Annotated in this window: 21 protein-coding genes; 17 read left to right on the forward strand and 4 right to left on the reverse strand. The window is 67.8% G+C overall.

Going from position 1 to position 21,669, the window contains the following annotated elements; all coding sequences use genetic code 11:
• Positions 1-109 precede the first annotated feature (109 nt).
• From rho to EV645_RS35790, 5 genes are all read left to right on the forward strand, one after another.
• A complete protein-coding gene (gene rho, locus EV645_RS35770; RefSeq protein WP_130448618.1) occupies positions 110-2,296 on the forward strand; it encodes a transcription termination factor Rho in 2,187 nt (728 codons plus the stop codon).
• 111 nt (positions 2,297-2,407) lie between these two features.
• Positions 2,408-2,614 carry a 50S ribosomal protein L31 gene (rpmE, locus tag EV645_RS35775; RefSeq protein ID WP_130448620.1) on the forward strand — a complete coding sequence of 69 codons (207 nt, stop codon included), beginning with the start codon at positions 2,408-2,410 and terminating at the stop codon, positions 2,612-2,614.
• 90 nt (positions 2,615-2,704) lie between these two features.
• Positions 2,705-3,781, forward strand: coding sequence for a peptide chain release factor 1 (gene prfA, locus EV645_RS35780; protein WP_130448622.1), 1,077 nt, complete (start codon positions 2,705-2,707; stop codon positions 3,779-3,781).
• A gap of 65 nt (positions 3,782-3,846) precedes the next feature.
• Complete coding sequence (gene prmC / locus EV645_RS35785; RefSeq protein ID WP_130448624.1) at positions 3,847-4,668, forward strand: peptide chain release factor N(5)-glutamine methyltransferase; 822 nt, start codon at positions 3,847-3,849, stop codon at positions 4,666-4,668.
• A gap of 39 nt (positions 4,669-4,707) precedes the next feature.
• Positions 4,708-5,724 (forward strand): hypothetical protein, encoded by a 1,017-nt coding sequence (locus tag EV645_RS35790; RefSeq protein WP_130448626.1) that lies wholly within the window; start codon positions 4,708-4,710, stop codon positions 5,722-5,724.
• 5 nt (positions 5,725-5,729) lie between these two features.
• On the opposite strand, the gene EV645_RS35795 is transcribed toward EV645_RS35790, so the two are convergent.
• The 4 genes from EV645_RS35795 to EV645_RS35810 all read right to left on the reverse strand — a co-directional run bounded on the left by EV645_RS35795 (position 5,730) and on the right by EV645_RS35810 (position 11,418).
• Positions 5,730-6,620 (reverse strand): endonuclease/exonuclease/phosphatase family protein, encoded by an 891-nt coding sequence (locus tag EV645_RS35795; protein WP_130448628.1) that lies wholly within the window; start codon positions 6,618-6,620, stop codon positions 5,730-5,732.
• On the reverse strand, positions 6,617-7,474 hold the full coding sequence (locus EV645_RS35800; RefSeq protein ID WP_242000870.1) for a hypothetical protein: 858 nt from the start codon (positions 7,472-7,474) through the stop codon (positions 6,617-6,619). The genes EV645_RS35795 and EV645_RS35800 overlap by 4 nt, the downstream gene beginning before the upstream one ends.
• Positions 7,475-7,570: 96 nt before the next feature.
• A complete protein-coding gene (locus tag EV645_RS35805; protein ID WP_130448632.1) occupies positions 7,571-10,375 on the reverse strand; it encodes an AfsR/SARP family transcriptional regulator in 2,805 nt (934 codons plus the stop codon).
• 17 nt (positions 10,376-10,392) lie between these two features.
• Positions 10,393-11,418, reverse strand: a complete 1,026-nt coding sequence (locus EV645_RS35810) for an adenosine deaminase (RefSeq protein ID WP_130448634.1) — start codon at positions 11,416-11,418, stop codon at positions 10,393-10,395.
• Between the two features lie 230 nt (positions 11,419-11,648).
• Here EV645_RS35810 and EV645_RS35815 point away from each other — a divergent pair, with 230 nt between their 5' ends.
• The 12 genes from EV645_RS35815 to EV645_RS35870 all read left to right on the forward strand — a co-directional run bounded on the left by EV645_RS35815 (position 11,649) and on the right by EV645_RS35870 (position 21,652).
• The gene (locus tag EV645_RS35815; protein WP_242000871.1) at positions 11,649-12,428 is read left to right on the forward strand and encodes an L-threonylcarbamoyladenylate synthase; all 780 of its coding nucleotides are present in this window, start codon (positions 11,649-11,651) and stop codon (positions 12,426-12,428) included.
• The gene (locus EV645_RS35820; RefSeq protein ID WP_130448638.1) at positions 12,428-13,546 is read left to right on the forward strand and encodes a glycosyltransferase family 4 protein; all 1,119 of its coding nucleotides are present in this window, start codon (positions 12,428-12,430) and stop codon (positions 13,544-13,546) included. Before EV645_RS35815 ends, EV645_RS35820 begins: the two co-directional genes overlap by 1 nt.
• Positions 13,547-13,750: 204 nt before the next feature.
• Positions 13,751-14,215 carry a Cg1360 family ATP-synthase-associated protein gene (locus EV645_RS35825; protein WP_130448640.1) on the forward strand — a complete coding sequence of 155 codons (465 nt, stop codon included), beginning with the start codon at positions 13,751-13,753 and terminating at the stop codon, positions 14,213-14,215.
• A 123-nt stretch (positions 14,216-14,338) separates the two neighbouring features.
• Positions 14,339-14,551, forward strand: coding sequence for an AtpZ/AtpI family protein (locus EV645_RS35830; RefSeq protein WP_130448642.1), 213 nt, complete (start codon positions 14,339-14,341; stop codon positions 14,549-14,551).
• 118 nt (positions 14,552-14,669) lie between these two features.
• Positions 14,670-15,452: a F0F1 ATP synthase subunit A gene (gene atpB / locus EV645_RS35835; RefSeq protein WP_130448644.1), complete on the forward strand. Its 783-nt coding sequence runs from the start codon at positions 14,670-14,672 to the stop codon at positions 15,450-15,452.
• A 77-nt stretch (positions 15,453-15,529) separates the two neighbouring features.
• Positions 15,530-15,754: an ATP synthase F0 subunit C gene (gene atpE / locus EV645_RS35840; protein ID WP_130448646.1), complete on the forward strand. Its 225-nt coding sequence runs from the start codon at positions 15,530-15,532 to the stop codon at positions 15,752-15,754.
• A 32-nt stretch (positions 15,755-15,786) separates the two neighbouring features.
• Positions 15,787-16,359, forward strand: coding sequence for a F0F1 ATP synthase subunit B (locus tag EV645_RS35845; protein ID WP_130448648.1), 573 nt, complete (start codon positions 15,787-15,789; stop codon positions 16,357-16,359).
• Positions 16,359-17,156, forward strand: coding sequence for a F0F1 ATP synthase subunit delta (locus EV645_RS35850; RefSeq protein ID WP_130448650.1), 798 nt, complete (start codon positions 16,359-16,361; stop codon positions 17,154-17,156). The genes EV645_RS35845 and EV645_RS35850 overlap by 1 nt, the downstream gene beginning before the upstream one ends.
• A gap of 89 nt (positions 17,157-17,245) precedes the next feature.
• Entirely contained in the window at positions 17,246-18,883 is a 1,638-nt protein-coding gene (gene atpA / locus EV645_RS35855) for a F0F1 ATP synthase subunit alpha (protein WP_130448652.1), read from the forward strand.
• A 6-nt stretch (positions 18,884-18,889) separates the two neighbouring features.
• Entirely contained in the window at positions 18,890-19,801 is a 912-nt protein-coding gene (locus tag EV645_RS35860) for a F0F1 ATP synthase subunit gamma (RefSeq protein WP_130448654.1), read from the forward strand.
• 5 nt (positions 19,802-19,806) lie between these two features.
• Positions 19,807-21,261 carry a F0F1 ATP synthase subunit beta gene (gene atpD / locus EV645_RS35865; protein ID WP_130448656.1) on the forward strand — a complete coding sequence of 485 codons (1,455 nt, stop codon included), beginning with the start codon at positions 19,807-19,809 and terminating at the stop codon, positions 21,259-21,261.
• Position 21,262: 1 nt separating this feature from the next.
• A complete protein-coding gene (locus tag EV645_RS35870) occupies positions 21,263-21,652 on the forward strand; it encodes a F0F1 ATP synthase subunit epsilon (RefSeq protein WP_130448658.1) in 390 nt (129 codons plus the stop codon).
• The last annotated feature ends 17 nt before the right edge of the window (positions 21,653-21,669 follow it).

Here is a 21,669-nt window from a genome sequence, read left to right on the forward strand (position 1 = left end):
CGAGCGAGAGCCTCTTGTACCCCGCGTGCCCGTTGTGTGGTCGTGGGTGGAATGAAATTGGTCGATGAGCCGTGCAGGCCTTCGACGATCCGTGTGGGAAGGACCTCACGTGACAGAAACTGTTGAAGCCTCCAGCGCAGGAGACGCCGCGGCTACCACCGCGCCGCGTCGCCGCAAAGCTGGTGGCGGCCTCGAGGGCATGCTGCTCCCCGAGCTCAAGCAGCTCGCCGGGACGCTCGGCATCAAGGGCACCGGCGCACTGCGCAAGGGCCAGCTGATCGAGGCGATCAAGGCCGCTCAGACCGGCGGGTCCACCGCCAAGAGCGGCTCGACCGGTGGATCCCGGGCGAAGGTGACACAGCCGACGCTCGATGAGGCCACCGAGTCATCTGCAGCGCCCGCGGCCAAGACCGCTGAGGCGCCGGCCAAGCGCGAGGGTGGCAGTCGCCGGACCCGCGCCGCGGCCCAGAAGGAGACACCGCTCGACACCCCGAAGGACGAGCCGGCGCAGAACGGCGCCGCTCCCGAGGTGACCGCTCCGGCCGCCGCGACCGTCACCTCCTCGGCTCCGGCCGAGGCGCCGGCCGCCGCGCACACCGGGACCGCCGCCCAGAACGGCGCCGCCGAGCGGGTCGAGACCCGTGGCGACGAGCGCGCCGACGACCGCGGCGACAACCAGAGCCGCAACCGCGACCGCGCTCGGGACAGCCGGGACAGCCGCGACGGCAACCAGAACCGGGACCGCAACCGCGACAACCAGAGCCGGGACACCAACCGGGACGGTCAGCGCGACGGCCAGGGCAGCCGCGACGGCAACCGCGAGCAGAACCGCGAGCAGAACCGGGACGGCAACCGCGACCGTAACCGCGACACCGGCCGCGACGCCGGGCGCGACAATGTCCGCGACGGCCAGACCGACAACCAGCGGAACCGCCAGGACGACCGCGGCGAGGACGGCGACGGACGTCGTCGCCGTCGCCGGGGTCGCGACCGGGAGCGCAACCGCGACGGCCAGCCGGCCAACCGCGACAGTGGCCGCGACGGCGGGCGTGACAGCGGCCGTGACAGTGGCCGTGACAGCAACCGCAACCGTGGTCGCGGCGAGCGGTTCGACGCCGAGCCGACGATCAGCGAGGACGACGTCCTGGTGCCGGCCGCGGGCATCCTCGACGTACTCGACAACTACGCGTTCGTCCGGACCAGCGGCTACCTGCCCGGCCCGAACGACGTGTACGTCGCGCTCTCGATGGTGAAGCGCTACGGCCTGCGCAAGGGCGACGCGATCACCGGTGCGGTGAAGCAGCCGCAGGAGGGCGAGCGCAAGGAGAAGTTCAACCCGCTGGTCCGAATCGACACCGTCAACGGCGCCGACCCGGAGATCGCCAAGCAGCGGCAGGACTTCAACAAGCTCACCCCGCTGTACGCGACCGAGCGGCTGCGGCTGGAGACCGAGCCGGGGATCCTCACCACCCGGATCGTCGACATCGTCAGCCCGATCGGCAAGGGCCAGCGCGGCCTGATCGTCTCGCCGCCGAAGGCCGGTAAGACGATGGTGCTGCAGGCGCTCGCGAACGCGATCACCACGAACAACCCCGAAGTGCACCTGATGGTCGTGCTGGTCGACGAGCGGCCCGAAGAGGTCACCGACATGCAGCGCACGGTCAAGGGCGAGGTCATCGCCTCGACGTTCGACCGGCCGGCCGACGACCACACCACGGTCGCGGAGCTGGCGATCGAGCGGGCCAAGCGGCTGGTCGAGCTCGGCCACGACGTCGTCGTACTGCTCGACTCGATCACCCGGCTGGGCCGTGCGTACAACATCGCGGCGCCCGCCAGCGGCCGGATCCTGTCCGGCGGTGTGGACTCGTCCGCGCTGTACCCGCCGAAGCGGTTCTTCGGTGCGGCCCGCAACATCGAGGACGGCGGCTCGCTGACCATCCTCGCCACCGCGCTGATCGAGACCGGCTCGAAGATGGACGAGGTGATCTTCGAGGAGTTCAAGGGCACCGGCAACATGGAGCTCCGGCTGCGCCGCGAGTTCGCCGACCGCCGGATCTTCCCGGCCATCGACGTCGTCGCCTCCGGCACCCGCCGCGAGGAGCTGCTGATGTCGAAGGACGAGACCCAGGTCGTCTGGAAGCTCCGCCGGGTGCTCTCGGCACTCGACGGTCAGGCGGCGCTGGAGCTGCTGATCGGCAAGCTCAAGGAGAGCAAGTCGAACATCGAGTTCCTGCTCCAGGTCAACAAGACCACGCCGTCGACCGGCTCCGGCCACAGCACCACCAACGGCGACTGAACGACCCTCGATTACCAGTTTGCCGCCCTCGGGTGGCAAACTGGTACGTCGGTTCCGGTTCACGTTCACACCGTGTGGACGACCCGGGGCACCTGAACCTAGGAGACTGTCTTGAAGAGCGACATCCACCCGACGTATGTGGAGACCACGGTGACCTGCACCTGTGGCTCGACGTTCACCACGCGCTCGACCGCGGAGAACGGCGTGATCCACGCCGACGTGTGCTCGCAGTGCCACCCCTTCTACACCGGCAAGCAGAAGATTCTGGACACCGGTGGCCGGGTCGCCCGCTTCGAGAAGCGGTACGCCAAGAAGTAGCTTTCCTGCCGCGCGCCGGTTCCGCCTGTCATGGGCGGGACCGGCGCGCGGTTTGTGTTGTCAGGGTTGGTTCGAGAGGAGGAGTGCAGCGTGTTCGAGGCTGTTGAGACGCTGAAGGCGGAGTACGCCGAGCTGGAGCGGCAGATGGCTGAGCCGGAGCTGCACTCCGACCAGGCCAACGCCCGCCGGGTCGGCAAGCGGTACGCCGCGCTGGCCCCCGTGGTTCGTACCTACGACGAGTGGCAGCAGACCGGCGACGACATCGAGGCCGCGCGGGAGCTCGCGTCCGAGGACCCGACGTTCGCCGAGGAGGCGACGCGGCTGACCGCACGCCGCGAGGAGCTGGCGGAGCGGCTGCAGACGCTGCTCGTGCCGCGGGACCCCAACGACGACAAGGACGCGATCCTCGAGATCAAGGCGGGTGAGGGCGGCGACGAGTCCGCGCTGTTCGCCGGCGACCTGTTGAAGATGTACCTGAAGTACGCCGAGTCGCAGAACTGGAAGACCGAGGTGCTCGACTCGGCCGAGTCCGACCTGGGCGGCTACAAGTCGATCACGGTCGCCGTGAAGGCGAAAGGTACGCCGGAGCCGGGCGATGCGCCGTACGCGAAGCTGAAGTTCGAGGGCGGCGTACACCGGGTGCAGCGGGTGCCGGTGACCGAGTCGCAGGGGCGGATCCACACGTCCGCGGCCGGCGTGCTGGTACTGCCGGAGGCCGAGGACGTCGACGTCGAGATCGACCAGAACGATCTGCGGATCGACGTGTTCCGGTCGTCGGGTCCCGGTGGGCAGAGCGTGAACACGACCGACTCCGCCGTACGCATCACGCACTTGCCGACGGGCATCGTGGTGTCGATGCAGAACGAGAAGTCCCAGCTGCAGAACCGTGAGCAGGCGATGCGCGTACTGCGTGCGCGGTTGCTGGCCGCTGCGCAGGAGGCCGCCGACCAGGAGGCCTCCGACGCTCGCCGGTCGCAGATCCGCACGGTCGACCGATCAGAGCGCGTCCGCACCTACAACTTCCCCGAGAACCGCTTCTCCGACCACCGAGTCGGCTACAAGGCCCACAATCTCGACCAGGTCCTCGGCGGCGAACTCGAGCCGGTCATCACAGCCCTCACCGAAGCCGACCTGACCGCCCGCCTAGAGGCCGTCGACTCCAAGTGAACGAAAAAGAACCCCGCCCCCTCGCTTCGCTCGGGGGCGGGGGAGTAGGGGATGGTCCCGGCGGAGTGCGGGCGTTGGTTGCGGGTGCGGCTGAGCGCTTGGCTGCGGCGGGGGTTGCTTCGCCTGAGTACGACGCCGCTGAATTGCTTGCGTTTGTTACTGGGTCTAGTCGGATGCATTTGGCTGAGCCGAGTGAGGAGCAGCTGCGGGTCTTTGGGGAGCTGATTGAGCGGCGGGCTGCTCGGGAGCCGTTGCAGCATCTGACGGGGACTGCTGGGTTTCGGTATCGGGAGCTCGTGGTCGGGCCGGGGGTGTTTGTGCCGCGGCCGGAGACCGAGGTGATGGTTGGCTGGATTCTCGAGCGGATCGCCGGCGTGAAGAACCCGCTGGTGGTTGATCTGTGCTCGGGCTCCGGTGCGATCGCCGGCGCCGTGGCGACAGAGCGCCCGGACAGCATCGTGCACGCGGTCGAGCTGTCACCGGAGGCGTGCGTGTGGGCCCGGCGCAACTTGGACGGCACCGGCGCGATCCTGCACGAGGGTGACATCGACGGTTGCCTGCCGGAGTTCGACGGTCAGGTGGATGCGGTGATCTCCAACCCGCCGTACATCCCGTTGACAGCCTGGGAGTCGGTGACCGCGGAGGTACGCGACCACGACCCAGCGCTCGCCTTGTGGTCCGGCGACGACGGCCTCGACGAGATCAAGGTGGTCGCCGCCACCGCGGCCCGCCTGCTCAAACCCGGCGGCTGGTTCGCCTGCGAACACGCCGACGTCCAGGGCGAGTCGGCCCCTGCCGTCTTCTCCACCACTGGCTCCTTCACCGAGGTTCGCGACCAACTGGACCTCGCCGGCCGACACCGCTTCACCACCGGCCGCCGAGTCTGATCCGCAAGACCGGCGATGCGTGGAAAAGGGGATTCCTCCGTGTGTTCTAAGGATGCACAGTCGCGCTACTTCGGCGCTGACTTTCTTTCCGCACACCGCAAACGCCATGGGCGCAGGCCTCCGCAGGAGCGTCCCACGACGTACGACATAGCGGTCGAAGAGGAGTACAGCGGCTGGCGCCAATGGTTGGATGAGCAACTCGCGCAGCTGCCGTCAGACATGGCCTCGGAGCTTGCTCACAAGATCTGGGGCGAGGATCACTTCTGGCCGGTCATCTTCGAGCTGGCCGCTGGTGCCGAACTCCGGCAGCAACGTAGGCAGATCGCCTACGAACAAGAATGGGACGGACTCACGCCGGATTGGACCGTCGTCAGCGACGACGGCAGTCCGGCCGCCTTTGTAGAGGTTCACACTGACAGTCCTCCGCAGGACGTCTATCGACGGATGCGGGGCTGGTATGGACTGGTTGCACGAATCCGACAGATCCCCGTACCGGTCCTCGTCACCCTGCCGGATATCGCTGGGTTGGCGAAGCCCCCTGATGCGCGGACGGCGAAGCGTATCGCCCAGGATCTGCGGCAGCGGCTGTCACCGTTCAGCCAGGGACTCTTGTTCAGCCACGGCTACACATTTGCTGTTCGCGACAAGCCGTTGGCGACCGTGTCGGGTGGGCGGTTACATGCCGAATTCGTCCCGCCCAGCTCGCTCGCGGGCGTGGTCACTGCTGAGCGGTTGGTGCAAAGGATCGAAGAGAAGGTTCGAAGGTACGAGAAGCTGGCGACGACCTACGATGTCCCGCTGGTGATCGCGGTCGGCGCACACAAGTTCAGTGGTCTGGAGCTGAAGCACCTGGACAGCTTGCTGGCCGGGGCCATGACCACGACATTTCAGTTCAGCGCCGGGGACACGTTCGTCGGCAGCAAAGAGATCAACCTCGGCCATCCACCACGATGGTTCATGCCTCGTGCTTTGTCCGCCGTGATGTGGATCGACAACGTGTTCCCGTTTCGAGCAACGATGCGGCCGAACGACCGCTCCGATGGCGTGGTCGGGTAAGGCGGCTATCGATCTCGATTCAAAGGCCGGCGTCGACTGTTGACAGTTAACCGGTTCGAAACCCTGGTGAGGTCCTGTTCGCGGATTCGGCCGATCGCGGGTGTTTCTTCAGCTCTGCTGGTGACGCGACAGACGACTGGGTAGTGGTCTGCGCCGAGTAGCTTGACCACCTCGACGTCGCGGACGACCAGGTCCGGGGTACTGAAGAGGCGGTCGATGGAGCGGCCGTCGGGCGTGGTGACGGGCGGTGGGTTGCCGAAGGCGTCCACGAGGCCCAGGGACGTGCCGAAGAAGTCGCCGGGGTTCGGCATGTTGAGATCGCCGGCGACGATCGCGCGCTGCACACCGAGCGCCGCGAGCTCCTCCCGCAAGAACGCCGCCAGCTGCTCGCCGGCCTCCCGTCCCGGCCCCTCGCGGTACGTGTATTCGACCCCCTCAGCGCTGCGGAACATGTGGATCGGACACACCTGCCCGCCCACGATGTAGATCTCGCCGAGCTCCCCGAAGTCACCCCGCACCACCAAGAAGCCCTTGCTGTGGGCAACAAGCGGCTCGCCGGTTCGCCAATGCAGGAAGTCGATCGAGGGGTTCGGCAGATCGATCCGGTCGAGTTCGGTCAGCGGGTACGACGACGCGATGCCGACGCCCAAACGCGCAACCCCGGGGATATGCGAGTCCGAGAATGCGTGCCGGACCAACTCCGCGTCGGGCATCGCTGCCGCGGTCAGCCGCTCGAGTTGGTCGCCGGAAGGGTCGAGTTCGGTCACGATCAGAACGTCCGGACGCAGCCCAGCCAGTGCCCGCCCGAAGTCCGCCGTACGGTCCTCGTCCAGGTAGCGTCCGGAAGGGTCGACGAAGCGACCGCCGGCCACGTTGGCGAAAGCGATCGATATCATTCGTAGATCACCAGCTCCGGCCGCGGCTTGAGTGCGAGCACCTGCGGCGGTGTCATCAACGGACCGTGCCGCGTGTCCTCGGTGTAGAAGAGTTTGAACCCGGCATGCACAGCCGGCGGCAGGCTCGTCGTCAGCTTCGCCCACGTCTTGAGCTTGTCCTCGCGAGCGCCGATCCCGTCGACCGACTTGATCGTCACCACGCCCGGATGCGGCTTCAGCGCCTTCTCGTTGCTGACGATCCGCGCCGACAGCTGATGGAACACGAACACCTTCTCCGGCAGGTCGTTCGCCGTCACCAGCCCAGACAGGTACGCCGCGATGCTGTCGAGCTCCGCCCCCGTCGTATGCCCGAAGACGCGCCCCGGCACCTGCCCCGGACCGACGGCCCATTCCGGATCGAACGCGAGCCCGACGTCCGGCTCCTTGAGCCACCGCTCGAGCCGTTTCACCTCGGGCAGGATCTTCGCCCGCCCCGGCTGGATGTCGAGCAGCAACAGCATCTTGTGTTTCCGCGCGACCGTCAGATACTGCTCGATCGCCGAGTCGTCCAACCGCCCGCGATACAGACCGTCCTTGCCGCGGGACCCACGCGCGACGACGGCGATCAGCTCCATCACCGGCTGCGGCGTCCAGCCTCCCGCGTACGTGGCAGCCAGCTTCTCGAGCTTGGCCGCCTTCGCGTCGAGGTCCTTGTCCAGCGGCCCGAGCGCCGGCGATCCCGGCAGACCGACGTACCCGACCAGTTGGTACTTCGGGAAGATCACCCGCCCGCCCCGCGGCAGCTCACCGTCCGCCGGCGGGGGTGGCGGAGTCGGCGTACTGCGCACAGGCGACGGTGAGCCAGTAGTCGGCACGGGTGCGGGTGATGGTGTATCGCTGCAGGCCGCAAGGCACAAGAGGCTGACGGACAGCACCCCACAGACTCTCCTCACCGCACCAGCCAACCACAATCAAGCGGCCGGACCGGTCCGATCCAGCCCGTCTGCGGCCCGCTCGACGGTAGCTTCCTGCCCCTCCTCGAGCGCGAGCTCCAGCGCCCGTGCGAAATGCGGACGTGCCTGGGCGAGATCCCCCTTGGCCAGCAGCGTTTCCGCGAGCCGTAGGTACGCGTTCTGCTGCGACTGTTTCGAGTCGCTCTCCAGCGCCAGCTCCAGCGAACGACGCCCGACGTCGATGGCCTCACTCCACAGCCGCTGCCGCGCGTACGCCGTACCGAGGAACGCGTAGGTGTAGATCAGGCTGTAGTCCGCCCCACGCTCGACCCCCAGGTCTCGTGCCGTCGTCAACGCCGCGACCGCCTCGTCCACGCGGTCCAACTCCAGCAGACACTCACCGATCCCGTTCAGTACTTCGGACTGTACCGCGGGATCGCCGAGCTCCAGCGAGTCCTGATACGCCGCCAGCGCCTGAGCGAACTCCCTGCGGTCGCCGTACGTCGCCCCGAGGTACGCCAGCACCCGCGACGCGATGCTCTGATCACCAGCCCGCCGCGCCACCTCCAGCGCTTCCCGCAGTACTGCGAGCGCCTCGTCGTCCGGACTGAGCTTCGCGAGGCTGTAACCGATCGACGCCAGCAACCGCGCGCGCAACGCGAGGTCCGCATCGGCAGGCAGTCTGTCCCGCGCCTCCTGCAGCGTCCTCAGACTGGCCTCAGCGCCAAGGCGGTACCGCCCTAGGCTGCCGATAGACAACAGCACCCGAGACTCCGCCTCCGCGTCGCCGGCAGCCGCGCGCAGAGCCAGCTGGAGCGCCTCATCCATCTCGTAGACCCGGCCACGCTGGAAGAAGCACGACGCCACCGCCAGACCGGTCCGCCAGACATGCTCCGGCGACGACTCCGCAGACCTGACAGTGGCCAGCACGTTCGCACCCTCGGCGTCGATCCACTCCAACCCCTCAGCCGCCGAATCGAACTCAGGCAACCGGACCGGCGCGGGCCCGGGCAGAGGCTGTAGCCGACTGCTGAAGATCGCCGCACTGGCCTCCGCGGTCGCGTAGAGGTAGTAGTCCAGCAAACGCCGTACTGCGTCTGGCTCCGGCGCCAGCGTCCGTGCGTACTGGCGCAGCAGGTCGTGGAACTGGAAACGCCCAGGACGCAGCTGCAGCAGCAGATTGGCGTCGACGAGCTGCTCCAGCATGTCCTCTGCTTCCACCACGTCCACATCGGCCAGCGCGGCAGCGGCGTACATCTCGATGTCCTGTCCGGTCATCGCACCGAGCAGACGGAACAGGCGCTGCTGGTCCGGCGGCAGATGCTCGTACGACAAGGCGAAGGCGGGGGAGACCCCACCACTGTCCGTGCTGAGCTCAGCCAGCCGCCTGTCCTCGGCGTCGAGTCGTTTGGACAGGTGCTCGATCGTCCAGCTCGGCCGATGCCGCAGCCGTGCCCCAGCCACCCGGATCGCCAACGGCAGATAGCCGCACTGGTTCACGACTTCTGCCGCAGCATCCGCAGAGCCGGCACGGTCTGCGCCCACGATCTCCGCCAGCAACTCCCGTGCGTCCTCAGGCCGCAGTACGTCGAGGGCGAGGCGCGCAGTGGCGTCCAAACCAGTCAACTGCCGCCGACTCGTCACCAGCACGCCACACCGCGGCCCACCGGCCAGCAACGGCCGCACTGCCGCGCTGTCCGGCGCATTGTCGAGTACGACGAGGATCTGCCGCCCAGCCAACTCAGACCGCCACAGCGCAGCCCGCTCTTCGAGGTCCGCCGGGATGCGGTCAGCCGGAACGGACAGCGTGCGCAGCAAGCGATCCAGCGCCTGCAACGCCGAGACCGGCTCATGCCCCGGCGTGTACCCGTGCAGGTCGATGAAGAGCCGCCCGTCCGGGTACACGTCGGCCAGCTGCCGTGCAGCACGCACAGCGAGCGCAGTCTTCCCGACACCTGCCATACCGTCGATCGCGACGACAGCAGGTCCTGCAGTGCGCAGTGCGTCGACCACCTGCTTCAGTACGTCGTCCCGCCCGACGAACGCGGCACCGTCGTACGGGAGCTCGTCACGCACCGCAGGACGCGCCAAAGGCTCGTCGTTCTGCAGGATCCGCTCGTGGATCGCGCGCAGCTCCGGACCGGGTTCCACACCGAGCTGCTCGATCAGCTCGTGCCGCGTCCGCGTGTAGGTCTCGAGGGCTTCGGAGATCCGGCCGCTGCGCCAGTACGCGAGCATCAGCTGCCCGGCGAACTGCTCCCGCAGCCGGTCCTCCTCCACCAGCGCGACCAGCTCGGGCACCAGATCGCCGTACCGGCCGCGCTCCAGGTCCAGCTGGATCCGCTCGGCCAGCACCTTCAGCCGTCGCTCGGTCAGCCGGTGACGCTGCACGCTGAGGTAGTGGCCGGCCAGTCCGCTCAACGGCTCGCCGGTGAACAACTCCAGCGCCTCGGACAGCTTCGCCGCCGCCTCGTCCTTGTCCCGGCACCCATGCGCCGCACTGATCAGGCCCTCGAACCGATCCAGATCCAGCGCACCAGGAGCCAGCCGCAAGCTGTAGCCGTCCCGTGTGTGCACCAGCACGCCCTCGGGCAGCAACTTGCGCAGCCGATAGATGTACGGCGGAACGATCTTGACGCCGGTCGAAGGCGGTGCATCACTCCAGACGAGCTCGACCAGTTCGTGTGCGGAAATGACCTGGTTGGACCGGAACGCCAGCACAGCGAGCAGGGTCTGCTGACGGGTCGGCCCGAGATCGAGCCGGCGGTGGCCGGACCAACCGCGCAGCGGGCCCAGGAGGTCCAGCCGCAGGTCATCCGTCACGGTGCACAGTCTGGCAGCTACTCCTTGTTCTGCTCGACGTAGGCGTCGATCTCGGTCAGCAGGGAGTCCTTCACCGCGTCCTCGGCGAACGACACCCGGACGGCGGTCTTCGCCAGCTCGGCGGCGCCGGTCGCGTCGAGGTCGAGCAGCCGCGACGCGACGACGTACTCGTTGGTGAGGTCGGTGCCGAACATCGGCGGGTCGTCGGAGTTGATCGTCACCACCAGGCCGGCATCGGCCATCGCGCGCAGCGGGTGGACGTCGTACGAGGCGACGGCGCGGGTGGCGATGTTCGACGTCGGGCTGACCTCGAGCGGGATCCGGTGCTCGCGCAGGTAGTCGACCAGCTTCGGGTCCTGCATCGTCGACGTACCGTGGCCGATCCGCTCCGCCTTCAGCACCCGGACCGCGTCCCAGATCGTCTCCGGCCCGGTCGTCTCGCCCGCGTGCGGCACGCTGTGCAGACCCGCCGCGATCGCCGCCTCGAAGTGCGGCTGGAATTGCGGCCGCGGTACGCCGATCTCCGGCCCGCCCAGCCCGAACCCGACCAGCCCCTCCGGGCGGATCTTGGTCGCGATCCGCAGCGTCTCCTCGGCGGCCGGGATCCCTGCCTCACCGGAGATGTCGAAGATCCACCGCAGTACGAGACCGAATTCCTTCTCGGCCGCGACCCGCGCGTCCTCGATCGCCTCGCAGAATGCCTCGGCCTGGATCCCGCGCACCACCGAGGTGTACGGCGTGACCGTGAGCTCGGCGTACCGCAGGTTCTGCTGCTCGGCCATCTCGCGGGCGATCTCGTACGTCAGCAGCCGCACGTCCTCCGGCGTCTTGATCAGCTCGACGACGGACAGGTAGATGTCGATGAAGTGCGCGAAGTCGCTGAACTTGAAGTACTCCGTCAGCGCGCCCGGGTCGGCCGGCACCGGCGATCCCGGGTGCCGCGCGGCGAGCTCGGCGACGATCCGCGGCGACGCGGACCCGACGTGGTGGACATGCAACTCGGCCTTCGGCAACCCGGCGAGGAACTCACGCGACACGGTCATGGGGCCTCCCGTCCTGGACTGAGGAGCGGAGGGAGCGAAGCGACCGGAGCGACGAGGGAAGGCCGGGAGTTCCAGCCCCGTGACCCGTCGCGACGGAGTCGCGACAATTCAATACAGTCATGACCGGGATCTTAAGGAGATCGCGGACCGGTCTGCCCGGAAATTGACAATCGACTGTCAGCATCGACCCGGTTAGGGGTGGGGCCCGCCTGAGTGGCACGATTCACCCCGTGAGTGAGCGCTTCGACTTCACCGGGGACGAACTGGCACCGGCGTACCGCGCGGCTGTGGACGCCATCGAGGCCGGCGACCTGGTCGTGCTGCCGACCGACACCGTGTACGGCATCGCCGCGGATGCCTTCAAGGCCGACGCCGTCCAGCGGCTGCTGGACGCCAAGGGCCGCGGCCGGGACATGCCGCCGCCGGTGCTGATCTCGGTGGTCGAGTCGCTGGACGCGCTCGCCACCGACGTACCGGAGAACGGGCGCAAGCTCGCGCAGGAGTTCTGGCCCGGGCCGCTGACGCTGATCTGCCACGCGCAGACCTCGCTGATGTGGGACCTGGGGGAGACCCAGGGCACCGTCGCGCTCCGCGTGCCGGACCACGAGAACACCCGCGAGCTGCTGTCCCGGACCGGACCGCTCGCGGTCAGCTCGGCGAACAAGTCCGGTCAGCCGGCGGCGCTGGACGTGTACGACGCCGAGGAGCAGCTGGCCGAGTCGGTCGCGGTCTACCTCGACGGCGGCCAGGTCACCGGCGGCGAACCGTCCACGATCGTCGACATCACCGGCGACACACCCCGGGTGGTCCGCGTCGGCGCGCTGTCACTCGAGCAGCTACGCGCCGTCGTACCCGAGGTAAGCACCGAGGACGACGAACCGAAGCCGGCCGACGAAACCAACCCGGACGAAGCCGAGCCGGACGAAGCCAAGCCAACTGAAGAGCCGGTCGCAGCGTCCAACCAGGACGACGAGAACACGACCGATCCCGATGCGAGGCCTGCGGACTAGTGCGCGAGTACCTGCTGGTCCTGTTCGTGGCGATGGCCACGACCTTCTTGCTGACCGGCGTCGCCCGGCAGATCGCGCTGCGGTACGGCGCGGTCGCCAAGGTCCGGGCCCGGGACGTGCACAAGGTACCGATCCCGTACTTCGGCGGCCTGTCCATCCTCGGCGGCCTGATCGCGGGGTTCGCGGTCGCGTCCAGCCTGCCGTTCCTCGGCAACAGCCTGCAGGTCGCCCACGATGCTCGCGCCATCCTGATCGGCGGCGTGGTGATCTGCGCGGTCGGTGTGGTCGACGACCTGTACGAGCTGGACGCGATCACCAAGCTGGCCGGCGAGGTCCTCGCGGTCGGCGTACTAGTTGTCCAAGGCATCCAGTTGTACTGGCTGCCGCTGCCCGGCGGCGTGATCTCGCCGTCGCCCGCGCAGCTGGCCGTGCTGACCGCCGGCATCCTGCTGGTCTCCTGCAACGCGGTGAACTTCGTCGACGGCCTGGACGGGCTCGCGGCCGGTGTGACCGCGATCGGCGCGACCGCGTTCTTCGCGTACTCGTACCTGCTGAACTTCCACGAGAACCTCGACCGCGCGACCACCTCGACCCTGATCACGGTCGCGCTGGCCGGCGCCTGCCTCGGTTTCCTGCCGCACAACTTCTTCCCCGCAAGGGTCTTCATGGGCGACTCCGGCGCCCTGCTGATCGGCCTGATGCTGGCCGCGTCGACGATCAGCCTGACCGGCCAGATGGACCCGAACGCCGTCCCGTACGAGGTCGGCGGCTCGAGCCTGCTGCCCGCACTGCTTCCGTTGGTGCTGCCAATCGCCATCCTCGCGATCCCCGCGCTGGACCTGACGCTCGCGTACATCCGCCGTACCAAGGCCGGCCGCTCGCCGTTCGCCGCCGACAAGCAGCACCTCCACCACCGCCTGATGCAACGCGGCCACTCGCACCGCCGCGCCGTCCTGCTGATGTACCTGTGGACCGCCCTGATCGCGTACGGCGTCGTGGTGCTCGGCCTCGTCCTGTACTGGTGGACGGCCCTGATCGTGCTGGCCGTCGCGGTCACCGCGGTGCTGCTCACGACCGGTCTCCCGAGGCGTTCCCGGAAACCGCTCGCCAAGGTTTGATCCCCGCTGGCAGGGACCAGACCACTCGCCTTCCTGGCATACCGATAAGGTGTGGCTGTACAGCGGGAGGGACCCTCGTTTTGCTGACTGTGCAGACTTTGTGCTAGTTTTCACAAGCACCAGCAAAGAACAGCGACACCCCTGACCCCGCCCACCCGACGAATTGGCCGCGAGCCAGTTTCGCCAGCAGGACGGAACCACCAGATGGCTCCCACGGATCACAGCCCGAAACCCGCCGGACAAGCGACAAAGCACCCGGCGCTGGCAATGCTGCGTGGCGCTCTGATCGCCGCCCTGGTCGTCGGAGTGAACGCGACCGCGGTGTCCACGGTTGCGGCCGGAGTCGCCGGTCTCTGGGGTGCCCTGCTCGGCCTGCTGATGGTGATCGTCTTCTCCGGCGCCGGCCTGATCGCGCTGCACCTGTCCCGCAAGACTTCTCCGACCATGCAGCTCGCCGTCGCGATGGCCAGCTACACCGGCCGGATCGCGTTCTTCGGCGGTCTGCTCGCGGTCGCGCTGAGCTCGGACAGCCTGGCCAGGCACGTGAATCTGACCGTGCTCGGCCTGGTCGCCCTGGTCGTCGTGATGGGCTGGATGGCCGGCGAGATCTGGGCCTGGTCCCGGCTCCGCGTGCCGATCTACGACCTCGACAAAGAGGTGACCGCATGAGCACCGTAAGTAACGGCTTGAGCGAGCGGAGCGAGCTCATCATCAAGTTCTTCCCTGCTGTGGTGAGGATTACGTGGCCCGATGTGACCGCATCTGTCGCCAACTGGTACGTTTCGGGTGCCAATGAGCGAGCATCAGGATCCGAAGCCATCACCCCCGAACTCGGGCGACGGCTGGCGGGTCCTGTCCTACTTGATCGGCGGTGTCCTGATCTACGGGGGCATCGGCTTCGGGCTGGATCGCCTCTTCGGCACCGAATTCTTGCTTCCGGTGGGCATCGTCCTCGGTGCCGGGCTCACCATCTTGTTGCTGCACTTCCGGTACGGAAAGTCCTGACCCCCTCGGGGACTGGCGCGATCCGCACCGGGTCTGACGTTGTTGACCGCCATGCCCTGAGCCGCCCTGCCCTTACTTACAAGGCGTCCGACTTGAGCACGACGCGAGAGGAGACCCGGTGATAGCCGGCGTTCCGACCGAGTTCATCCCGCCCGGTCCCCAGAACTTCGACACCCCGCCCATCATCGACGGCGTGGAGTGGTTCACCAAGCCTGTGCTGGTGTCCGCGCTGTCCGTCGTCGTGATCATCTGGTTCTACTGGGCAGCGTCCCGCAAGGCCGCCATCGTCCCGAGCAGGCTGCAGTTCGCGGGGGAGTTGGGCTACAACTTCGTCCGCAACTCGATCGCCCGGGACGCGATCGGCAGCCAGGAGTACATGAAGTACGTGCCGTACCTGTGCGGCCTGTTCTACTTCATCCTGCTGAACAACGTCGCCGGGACGATCCCGCTGGTCCAGTTCCCGACCTTCAGCCATATCGGCTGGGCGTACGCGGCCGCGATCATGAGCTGGATCATCTACAACGCGGTCGGTATCCGGAAGAAGGGCCTCTGGGGCTACTTCAAGCACCAGACGATGCCGGCCGGTGTCCCGGTCTGGCTGATGCCGCTGATGATCCCGATCGAGTTCATCTCGAACATCGTGGTCCGGCCGATCTCGCTGAGCCTGCGGTTGTTCGCGAACATGTTCGCCGGTCACATCCTGCTGCTGGTGTTCGTGCTCGGCGGCCACTACATGGTGTTCGAGTCCGGGAACGTCCTGCTCGGCGGCGTCGGCGTCATCACGTTCATCTTCGGTCTCGCGATCGCCGGGCTGGAGCTGTTCGTCCAGGCCATCCAGGCGTACATCTTCGTGGTGCTGACCGCGCAGTACATCGGCAGCGCCATCGCCGACGAGCACTGATCCGCAGTACCCCTCCATAGACCCGTAGTAACGGAAACCCGGATAGTCCCTATCCGTACCGAAAGGAAACACCTGAAATGGCTCTCGAGATTGCCGGCAACATCGCAGTCCTCGGCTACGGCCTCGCCGCCATCGGCCCGGGCGTCGGCGTCGGTCTGATCTTCGCTGCCGTCATCAACGGCACCGCGCGTCAGCCGGAGGCCCAGAGCAAGCTGCAGTCGATCGCGTGGATCGGCTTCGGCGTCACCGAGGTTCTGGCGATCATCGGTATCGCGCTCGCCTTCGTCTTCAAGGCCAGCTGACCCCTTTCCAGACTGACTGACAGGACGCAGACATGACGACGTTGGTGCTACCGCTCAGCGAGGCAGCCGGTGAGGACGTGAACCCGCTGCTGCCGCACACCCCAGAGATCATCTTTGGCTTCGTCTTCCTGGTCCTGCTGGCCATCCTCTTCGCCAAGGTCGTCGTCCCGAAGTTCGAGAAGGCGTACGCCGATCGGACCGCGGCCATCGAAGGCGGCATGGAAGATGCCAAGCAGGCCCAGGCCGAGGCGAAGGCTGCACTGGACAAGTACAACGCGCAGCTGGCGGAGGCCCGCCAGGAAGCTGCGAAGATCCGCGAGGACGCCCGCGAGCAGGGTGCGGCGATCATCGCGGAGATGCGTGAGCAGGCGAACGCCGAGTCCGAGCGGATCGTCACGCACGCGCGCGCCCAGATCGACGCCGAGCGGGCCCAGGCGGTCGCCTCACTGCGCAGCGAGGTAGGCACGATGGCGACCACGCTGGCCGGCCGGATCGTCGGTGAGTCGCTCGAGGACGAGGCGCGTCAGCGCCGGACGGTCGAGCGCTTCCTGGCCGATCTCGAGGCGTCGGAGTCCGCGCGTCAGGCCGTCGGAACGGACGGCTGATGCGCGGCGCGTCGCACGAGTCACTCGCCCGGGCCGAAGAGGTCCTGGCGGGGACGACGCCGGTCGAGGGGCTGGGCAGCGAGCTGTTCTCGATCGCCCGGCTGGTGGACGGCAACGGCGCGCTCCGGCGCGCACTGACCGACCCGGCCCGTCCGGCCGGCTCGAAGGCGGATCTGGCCCAGCAGTTGTTCAGCGGCAAGATCTCCGCGACCGCGCTGGAGATCCTGACCGCCGCGGTGACCGGTCGCTGGGTCAGCGGCCGGGACCTGGGCGACGCCCTGGACCAGCTCAGCATCGAGGCCGAGGTGGCCTACGCCGACACCATGCGAAAGCTGGACGAGGTCGAGGACGAGCTGTTCCGGCTGGAGCGGGTGGTCGCGGCCGAGCGTGCGCTGGCCGACAAGCTCAGCGACCGCAGGATTCCGGTCGACCGGCGGCAGGAGCTGATCCGCGGACTGCTGCAGGGCAAGGCGGATGCCACCACGGTGCGGCTGGTCGAGCGCGCGGTGGACGGCCGGGGCCGCAGCTTCGCGGCCTCGATGCGGGCCTACCAGGTCGCCGCGGCGGCCCGGCGGAACGCCAGCATCGCGACCGTCCGGGTGGCTGCCCCGCTGACCGAGATGGAGCGCAGCCGGCTCGCTGCCGCGCTCGGACAGCAGTACGGCCGGGACATCCAGCTGAACGTGATCGTCGACCCGAACGTGGTCGGCGGCGTCCGGGTGGACATCGGCGACGAAGTGATCGACGGAACCATCGCGGCCAGGCTCGACGAAGCGCAACGGCGCATCGCGGGCTGAACCCCCTTAACGACATACAGCGGCGCTAAGGGTCGGGAAAGCCTTTAGAGCCACAACAGGCCAGCAAGGGTCAAGGAAGCAGGAACACAATGGCTGAGCTCACGATCAGGCCGGAGGAGATCCGGGACGCCCTGGATCGCTTTGTCACCGAGTACCAACCGGAGCAGACCAGCGCCGAAGAGGTCGGCACGGTTGTCGACGCGGGTGACGGTATCGCGCACGTCGAGGGCCTGCCCTCGGTGATGACGAACGAACTGCTCGAGTTCGAGGACGGCACCCGGGGTATCGCGCTGAACCTCGACGTCCGCGACATCGGTGTCGTCGTCCTCGGTGAGTTCGACGGGATCGAGGAGGGCCAGCAGGTCCGCCGGACCGGCAGGGTGCTGTCGGTGCCGGTCGGCGAGGGCTACCTCGGCCGCGTGGTCGACCCGCTGGGCAAGCCGATCGACGGTCTGGGCGAGATCCAGAACCTCGAAGGCGAGCGGGCCCTGGAGTTGCAGGCGGCCGGCGTGATGGACCGCCAGGAGGTCCGCGAGCCGCTGCAGACCGGGATCAAGGCGATCGACGGCATGATCCCGATCGGCCGCGGCCAGCGCGAGCTGATCATCGGCGACCGCAAGACCGGCAAGACCGCGATCGCGATCGACACGATCATCAACCAGAAGGGCAACTGGGAGTCCGGCGACCCGAAGAAGCAGGTCCGCTGCATCTACGTCGCCATCGGCCAGAAGGGCTCGACGATCGCCGCCGTCCGCGGCGCGCTCGAAGAGGCCGGCGCGATGGAGTACACCACCATCGTCGCCTCCCCGGCGTCCGACCCGGCCGGCTTCAAGTACGTCGCGCCCTACACCGGCTCGGCCATCGGCCAGCACTGGATGTACCAGGGCAAGCACGTGCTGATCGTCTTCGACGACCTGACCAAGCAGGCCGAGGCGTACCGCGCGATGTCGCTGCTGCTGCGCCGCCCGCCGGGCCGCGAGGCCTACCCGGGTGACGTCTTCTACCTGCACAGCCGCCTGCTCGAGCGTTGCGCGAAGCTGTCCGACGCCCTCGGCGCCGGTTCGATGACCGGTCTGCCGATCATCGAGACCAAGGCGAACGACGTGTCGGCGTTCATCCCGACCAACGTCATCTCGATCACCGACGGCCAGATCTTCCTGCAGTCGGACCTGTTCAACGCCAACATCCGGCCGGCCATCGACGTCGGTATCTCGGTCTCCCGGGTCGGCGGCGCCGCGCAGGTCAAGGGCATGAAGAACGTGTCCGGCTCGCTGAAGATCGACCTGGCCCAGTTCCGCGCGATGGAGGCGTTCGCGATGTTCGCGTCCGACCTCGACGCAACCTCCCGCCGGCAGCTCGACCGCGGTCAGCGGCTGGTCCAGCTGCTCCGGCAGCCGCAGTACTCGCCGTACCCGGTGGAGGACCAGATCGTGTCCATCTGGGCCGGTACGAAGGGCCACTTCGACGACGTCCCGGTCAACGACGTACTGCGCTTCGAGCGGGACTTCCTGGACTACCTGCGCCGGGAGAGCAAGGTGCTCGACAGCATCCGCGAGTCCGGCCTGTTCAACGACGACTCGGCCCAGGCCGTGACCGAGGCGCTGGACGCGTTCAAGCCGACCTTCCAGACCTCGGAGGGCACGCTGCTCGGCACCGAGGCCGAAGCCGAGGCGATGAACGAGGGCGACGTCGAGCAGGAGCAGATCGTCCGGCAGAAGCGGGGTTGATCGACCGTGCCAGCCAATCTGCGGGAGCTTCGCGATCGCAAGGCCTCGGTCTCGACGATCAAGAAGCTCACCCGGGCGATGGAGCTCATCGCGGCGTCCCGGATCGTCAAGGCGCAGCAACGCGCCCAGGCGGCCGGTCCGTACGCGCGTGAGCTCACCCGTGCCGTGTCGGCGGTGGCGACGTTCTCGAACGTCGACCACCCGCTGACCACCGAGAAGCCGAACCCGAAGCGGGCCGCGGTGCTGCTGATCACCTCCGACCGCGGGCAGGCCGGGGCCTATTCGGCCAACGTGATCCGCGAAGGAGAGCGGCTGAACCAGCTGCTGCGCGAGGACGAGAAAGCCATCGTCCCGTACATCAGCGGGCGCAAGGGCATCGCGTACTACACCTTCCGGCAGCGCGACATCGCGCAGTCGTGGAGCGGTGACTCCGACGCCCCGTCGTTCGCCCGGGCCCGGGAGATGGCCGACGCGCTGATCGAGGCGTTCCTGACCCCGACCGAGGAGGGCGGCGTGGACGAGATCCACATCGTCTTCACCCGGTTCGTGTCGATGCTGACCCAGCGCCCGGACGTGATCCGGCTGCTGCCGTTGGAGGTCGTCGAGGGCGAAGAGGCGCCGGCGGCCGACGACGTGCTGCCGCTGTACGAGTTCGAGCCGTCCGCCGAAGAGGTGCTCGACGGGCTGCTGCCGAAGTACGTCGCCAGCCGGATCCACTACTGCATGCTGCAGGCGGCGGCCTCCGAGCTGGCCAACCGGCAGCGGGCGATGAAGTCTGCGACCGACAACGCGCAGGACCTGATCGAGAGCCTGACCCGGGACCTGAACCAGGCCCGGCAGGCACAAATTACCCAGGAAATCAGCGAGATCGTCGGTGGCGCCAGCGCGCTGGCCGACGCGAGCGCCGGGAGCGAGTGAGAGAGATGACTGCCACGGTTACCGAGAAGAACAACGAGGCCGGCGCGGCTGCCGTCGGTCACGTCGCCCGGGTGATCGGCCCGGTCGTCGACGTCGAGTTCCCCGCGGACGCGATGCCCGACATGTACAACGCGCTCGAGGTGGACATCACCCTGGGCGACACCACCCAGACGATCACCCTCGAGGTGGCGCTGCACGTCGGCGACAGCATCGTCCGGGCCATCTCGATGAAGCCGACCGACGGCCTGGTCCGCGGCGCCGAGGTGCGCGACACCGGTGCCGCGATCTCGGTCCCGGTCGGCGACGTCACCAAGGGCCGGGTCTGGTCCGTGACCGGCAAGTGCCTGAACCAGGACGAGTCCGAGTTCGAGATCGCCGAGCGCTGGCCGATCCACCGCAAGGCACCGGCCTTCGACCAGCTCGAGTCCAAGACCGAGATGCTGGAGACCGGCATCAAGGTGCTCGACCTGCTCACGCCGTACGTGCAGGGCGGCAAGATCGGCCTGTTCGGCGGTGCGGGTGTCGGCAAGACCGTTCTGATCCAGGAGATGATCTACCGGATCGCCCACAACTTCGGTGGTACGTCGGTGTTCGCCGGCGTCGGCGAGCGGACCCGTGAGGGCAACGACCTCATCACCGAGATGGAAGAGGCCGGCGTCTTCAAGGACACCGCGCTGGTGTTCGGCCAGATGGACGAGCCGCCGGGCACGCGTCTTCGCGTCGCGCTGTCGGCGTTGACGATGGCGGAGTACTTCCGCGACGTGAAGGAGCAGGACGTACTGCTCTTCATCGACAACATCTTCCGGTTCACCCAGGCCGGTTCCGAGGTCTCCACGCTGCTCGGCCGGATGCCGAGCGCCGTCGGTTACCAGCCGAACCTGGCCGACGAGATGGGCGTGCTGCAGGAGCGGATCACCTCGACCCGCGGTCACTCGATCACCTCGATGCAGGCGATCTACGTACCGGCCGACGACTACACCGACCCGGCGCCGGCGACCACCTTCGCCCACCTCGACGCGACCACCGAGCTCTCCCGTGACATCGCGTCGCGTGGTCTGTACCCGGCCGTCGACCCGCTGACCTCGACGTCGCGGATCCTCGACCCGCAGTACATCGGCCAGGAGCACTACGACGTGGCCGTCCGGGTGAAGCAGATCCTGCAGAAGAACAAGGAACTGCAGGACATCATCGCGATCCTGGGTGTGGACGAGCTCTCCGAAGAGGACAAGATCACCGTCGCGCGGGCGCGCCGGATCGAGCAGTTCCTCTCCCAGAACACCTACATGGCGGAGAAGTTCACCAACATCCCGGGTTCGACCGTGCCGCTGAAGGACACGATCGAGTCGTTCAAGAAGATCACCGAGGGCGAGTACGACCACGTCGCCGAGCAGGCCTTCTTCAACGTCGGTTCGCTCGAGGACGTCGACCGCAAGTGGGCCGAGCTGCAGAAGGAAAACTGAGATGGCTGACCACTTGGAGGTGGCGCTCGTCGCCGCCGAGCGGACGGTCTGGCAGGGGCAGGCGAAGATCGTGATCGCCCGGACCACGGACGGCGACGTCGGCATCCTGCCCGGCCACGCGCCGCTGCTCGGCCTGCTGCAGGGCGGTTCCGTGCAGGTGCGGACCGTCGACGGCGAGTACTTCGTCGCGGCCGCACCGGACGGGTTCATCTCGGTCGCGAACGACCGGGTCTCGATCCTGGCCGAGAACGCCGAGATGGGTCACGACATCGACCTCGAGGAAGCCCGGCGGGAACTCGAGGAGGCACTGGCGGCCGGTCTTGCCGACGCCGACGCCGACGAGGTGCGACTCGCCGAGGCCAGGGTCCGGGCGGCCGAGCAGACCTCCTGACCACCTGCCATAATCAA

The organism is Kribbella rubisoli, assembly GCF_004217145.1.
GTDB classification, from domain to species: Bacteria; Actinomycetota; Actinomycetes; order Propionibacteriales; family Kribbellaceae; genus Kribbella; species Kribbella rubisoli.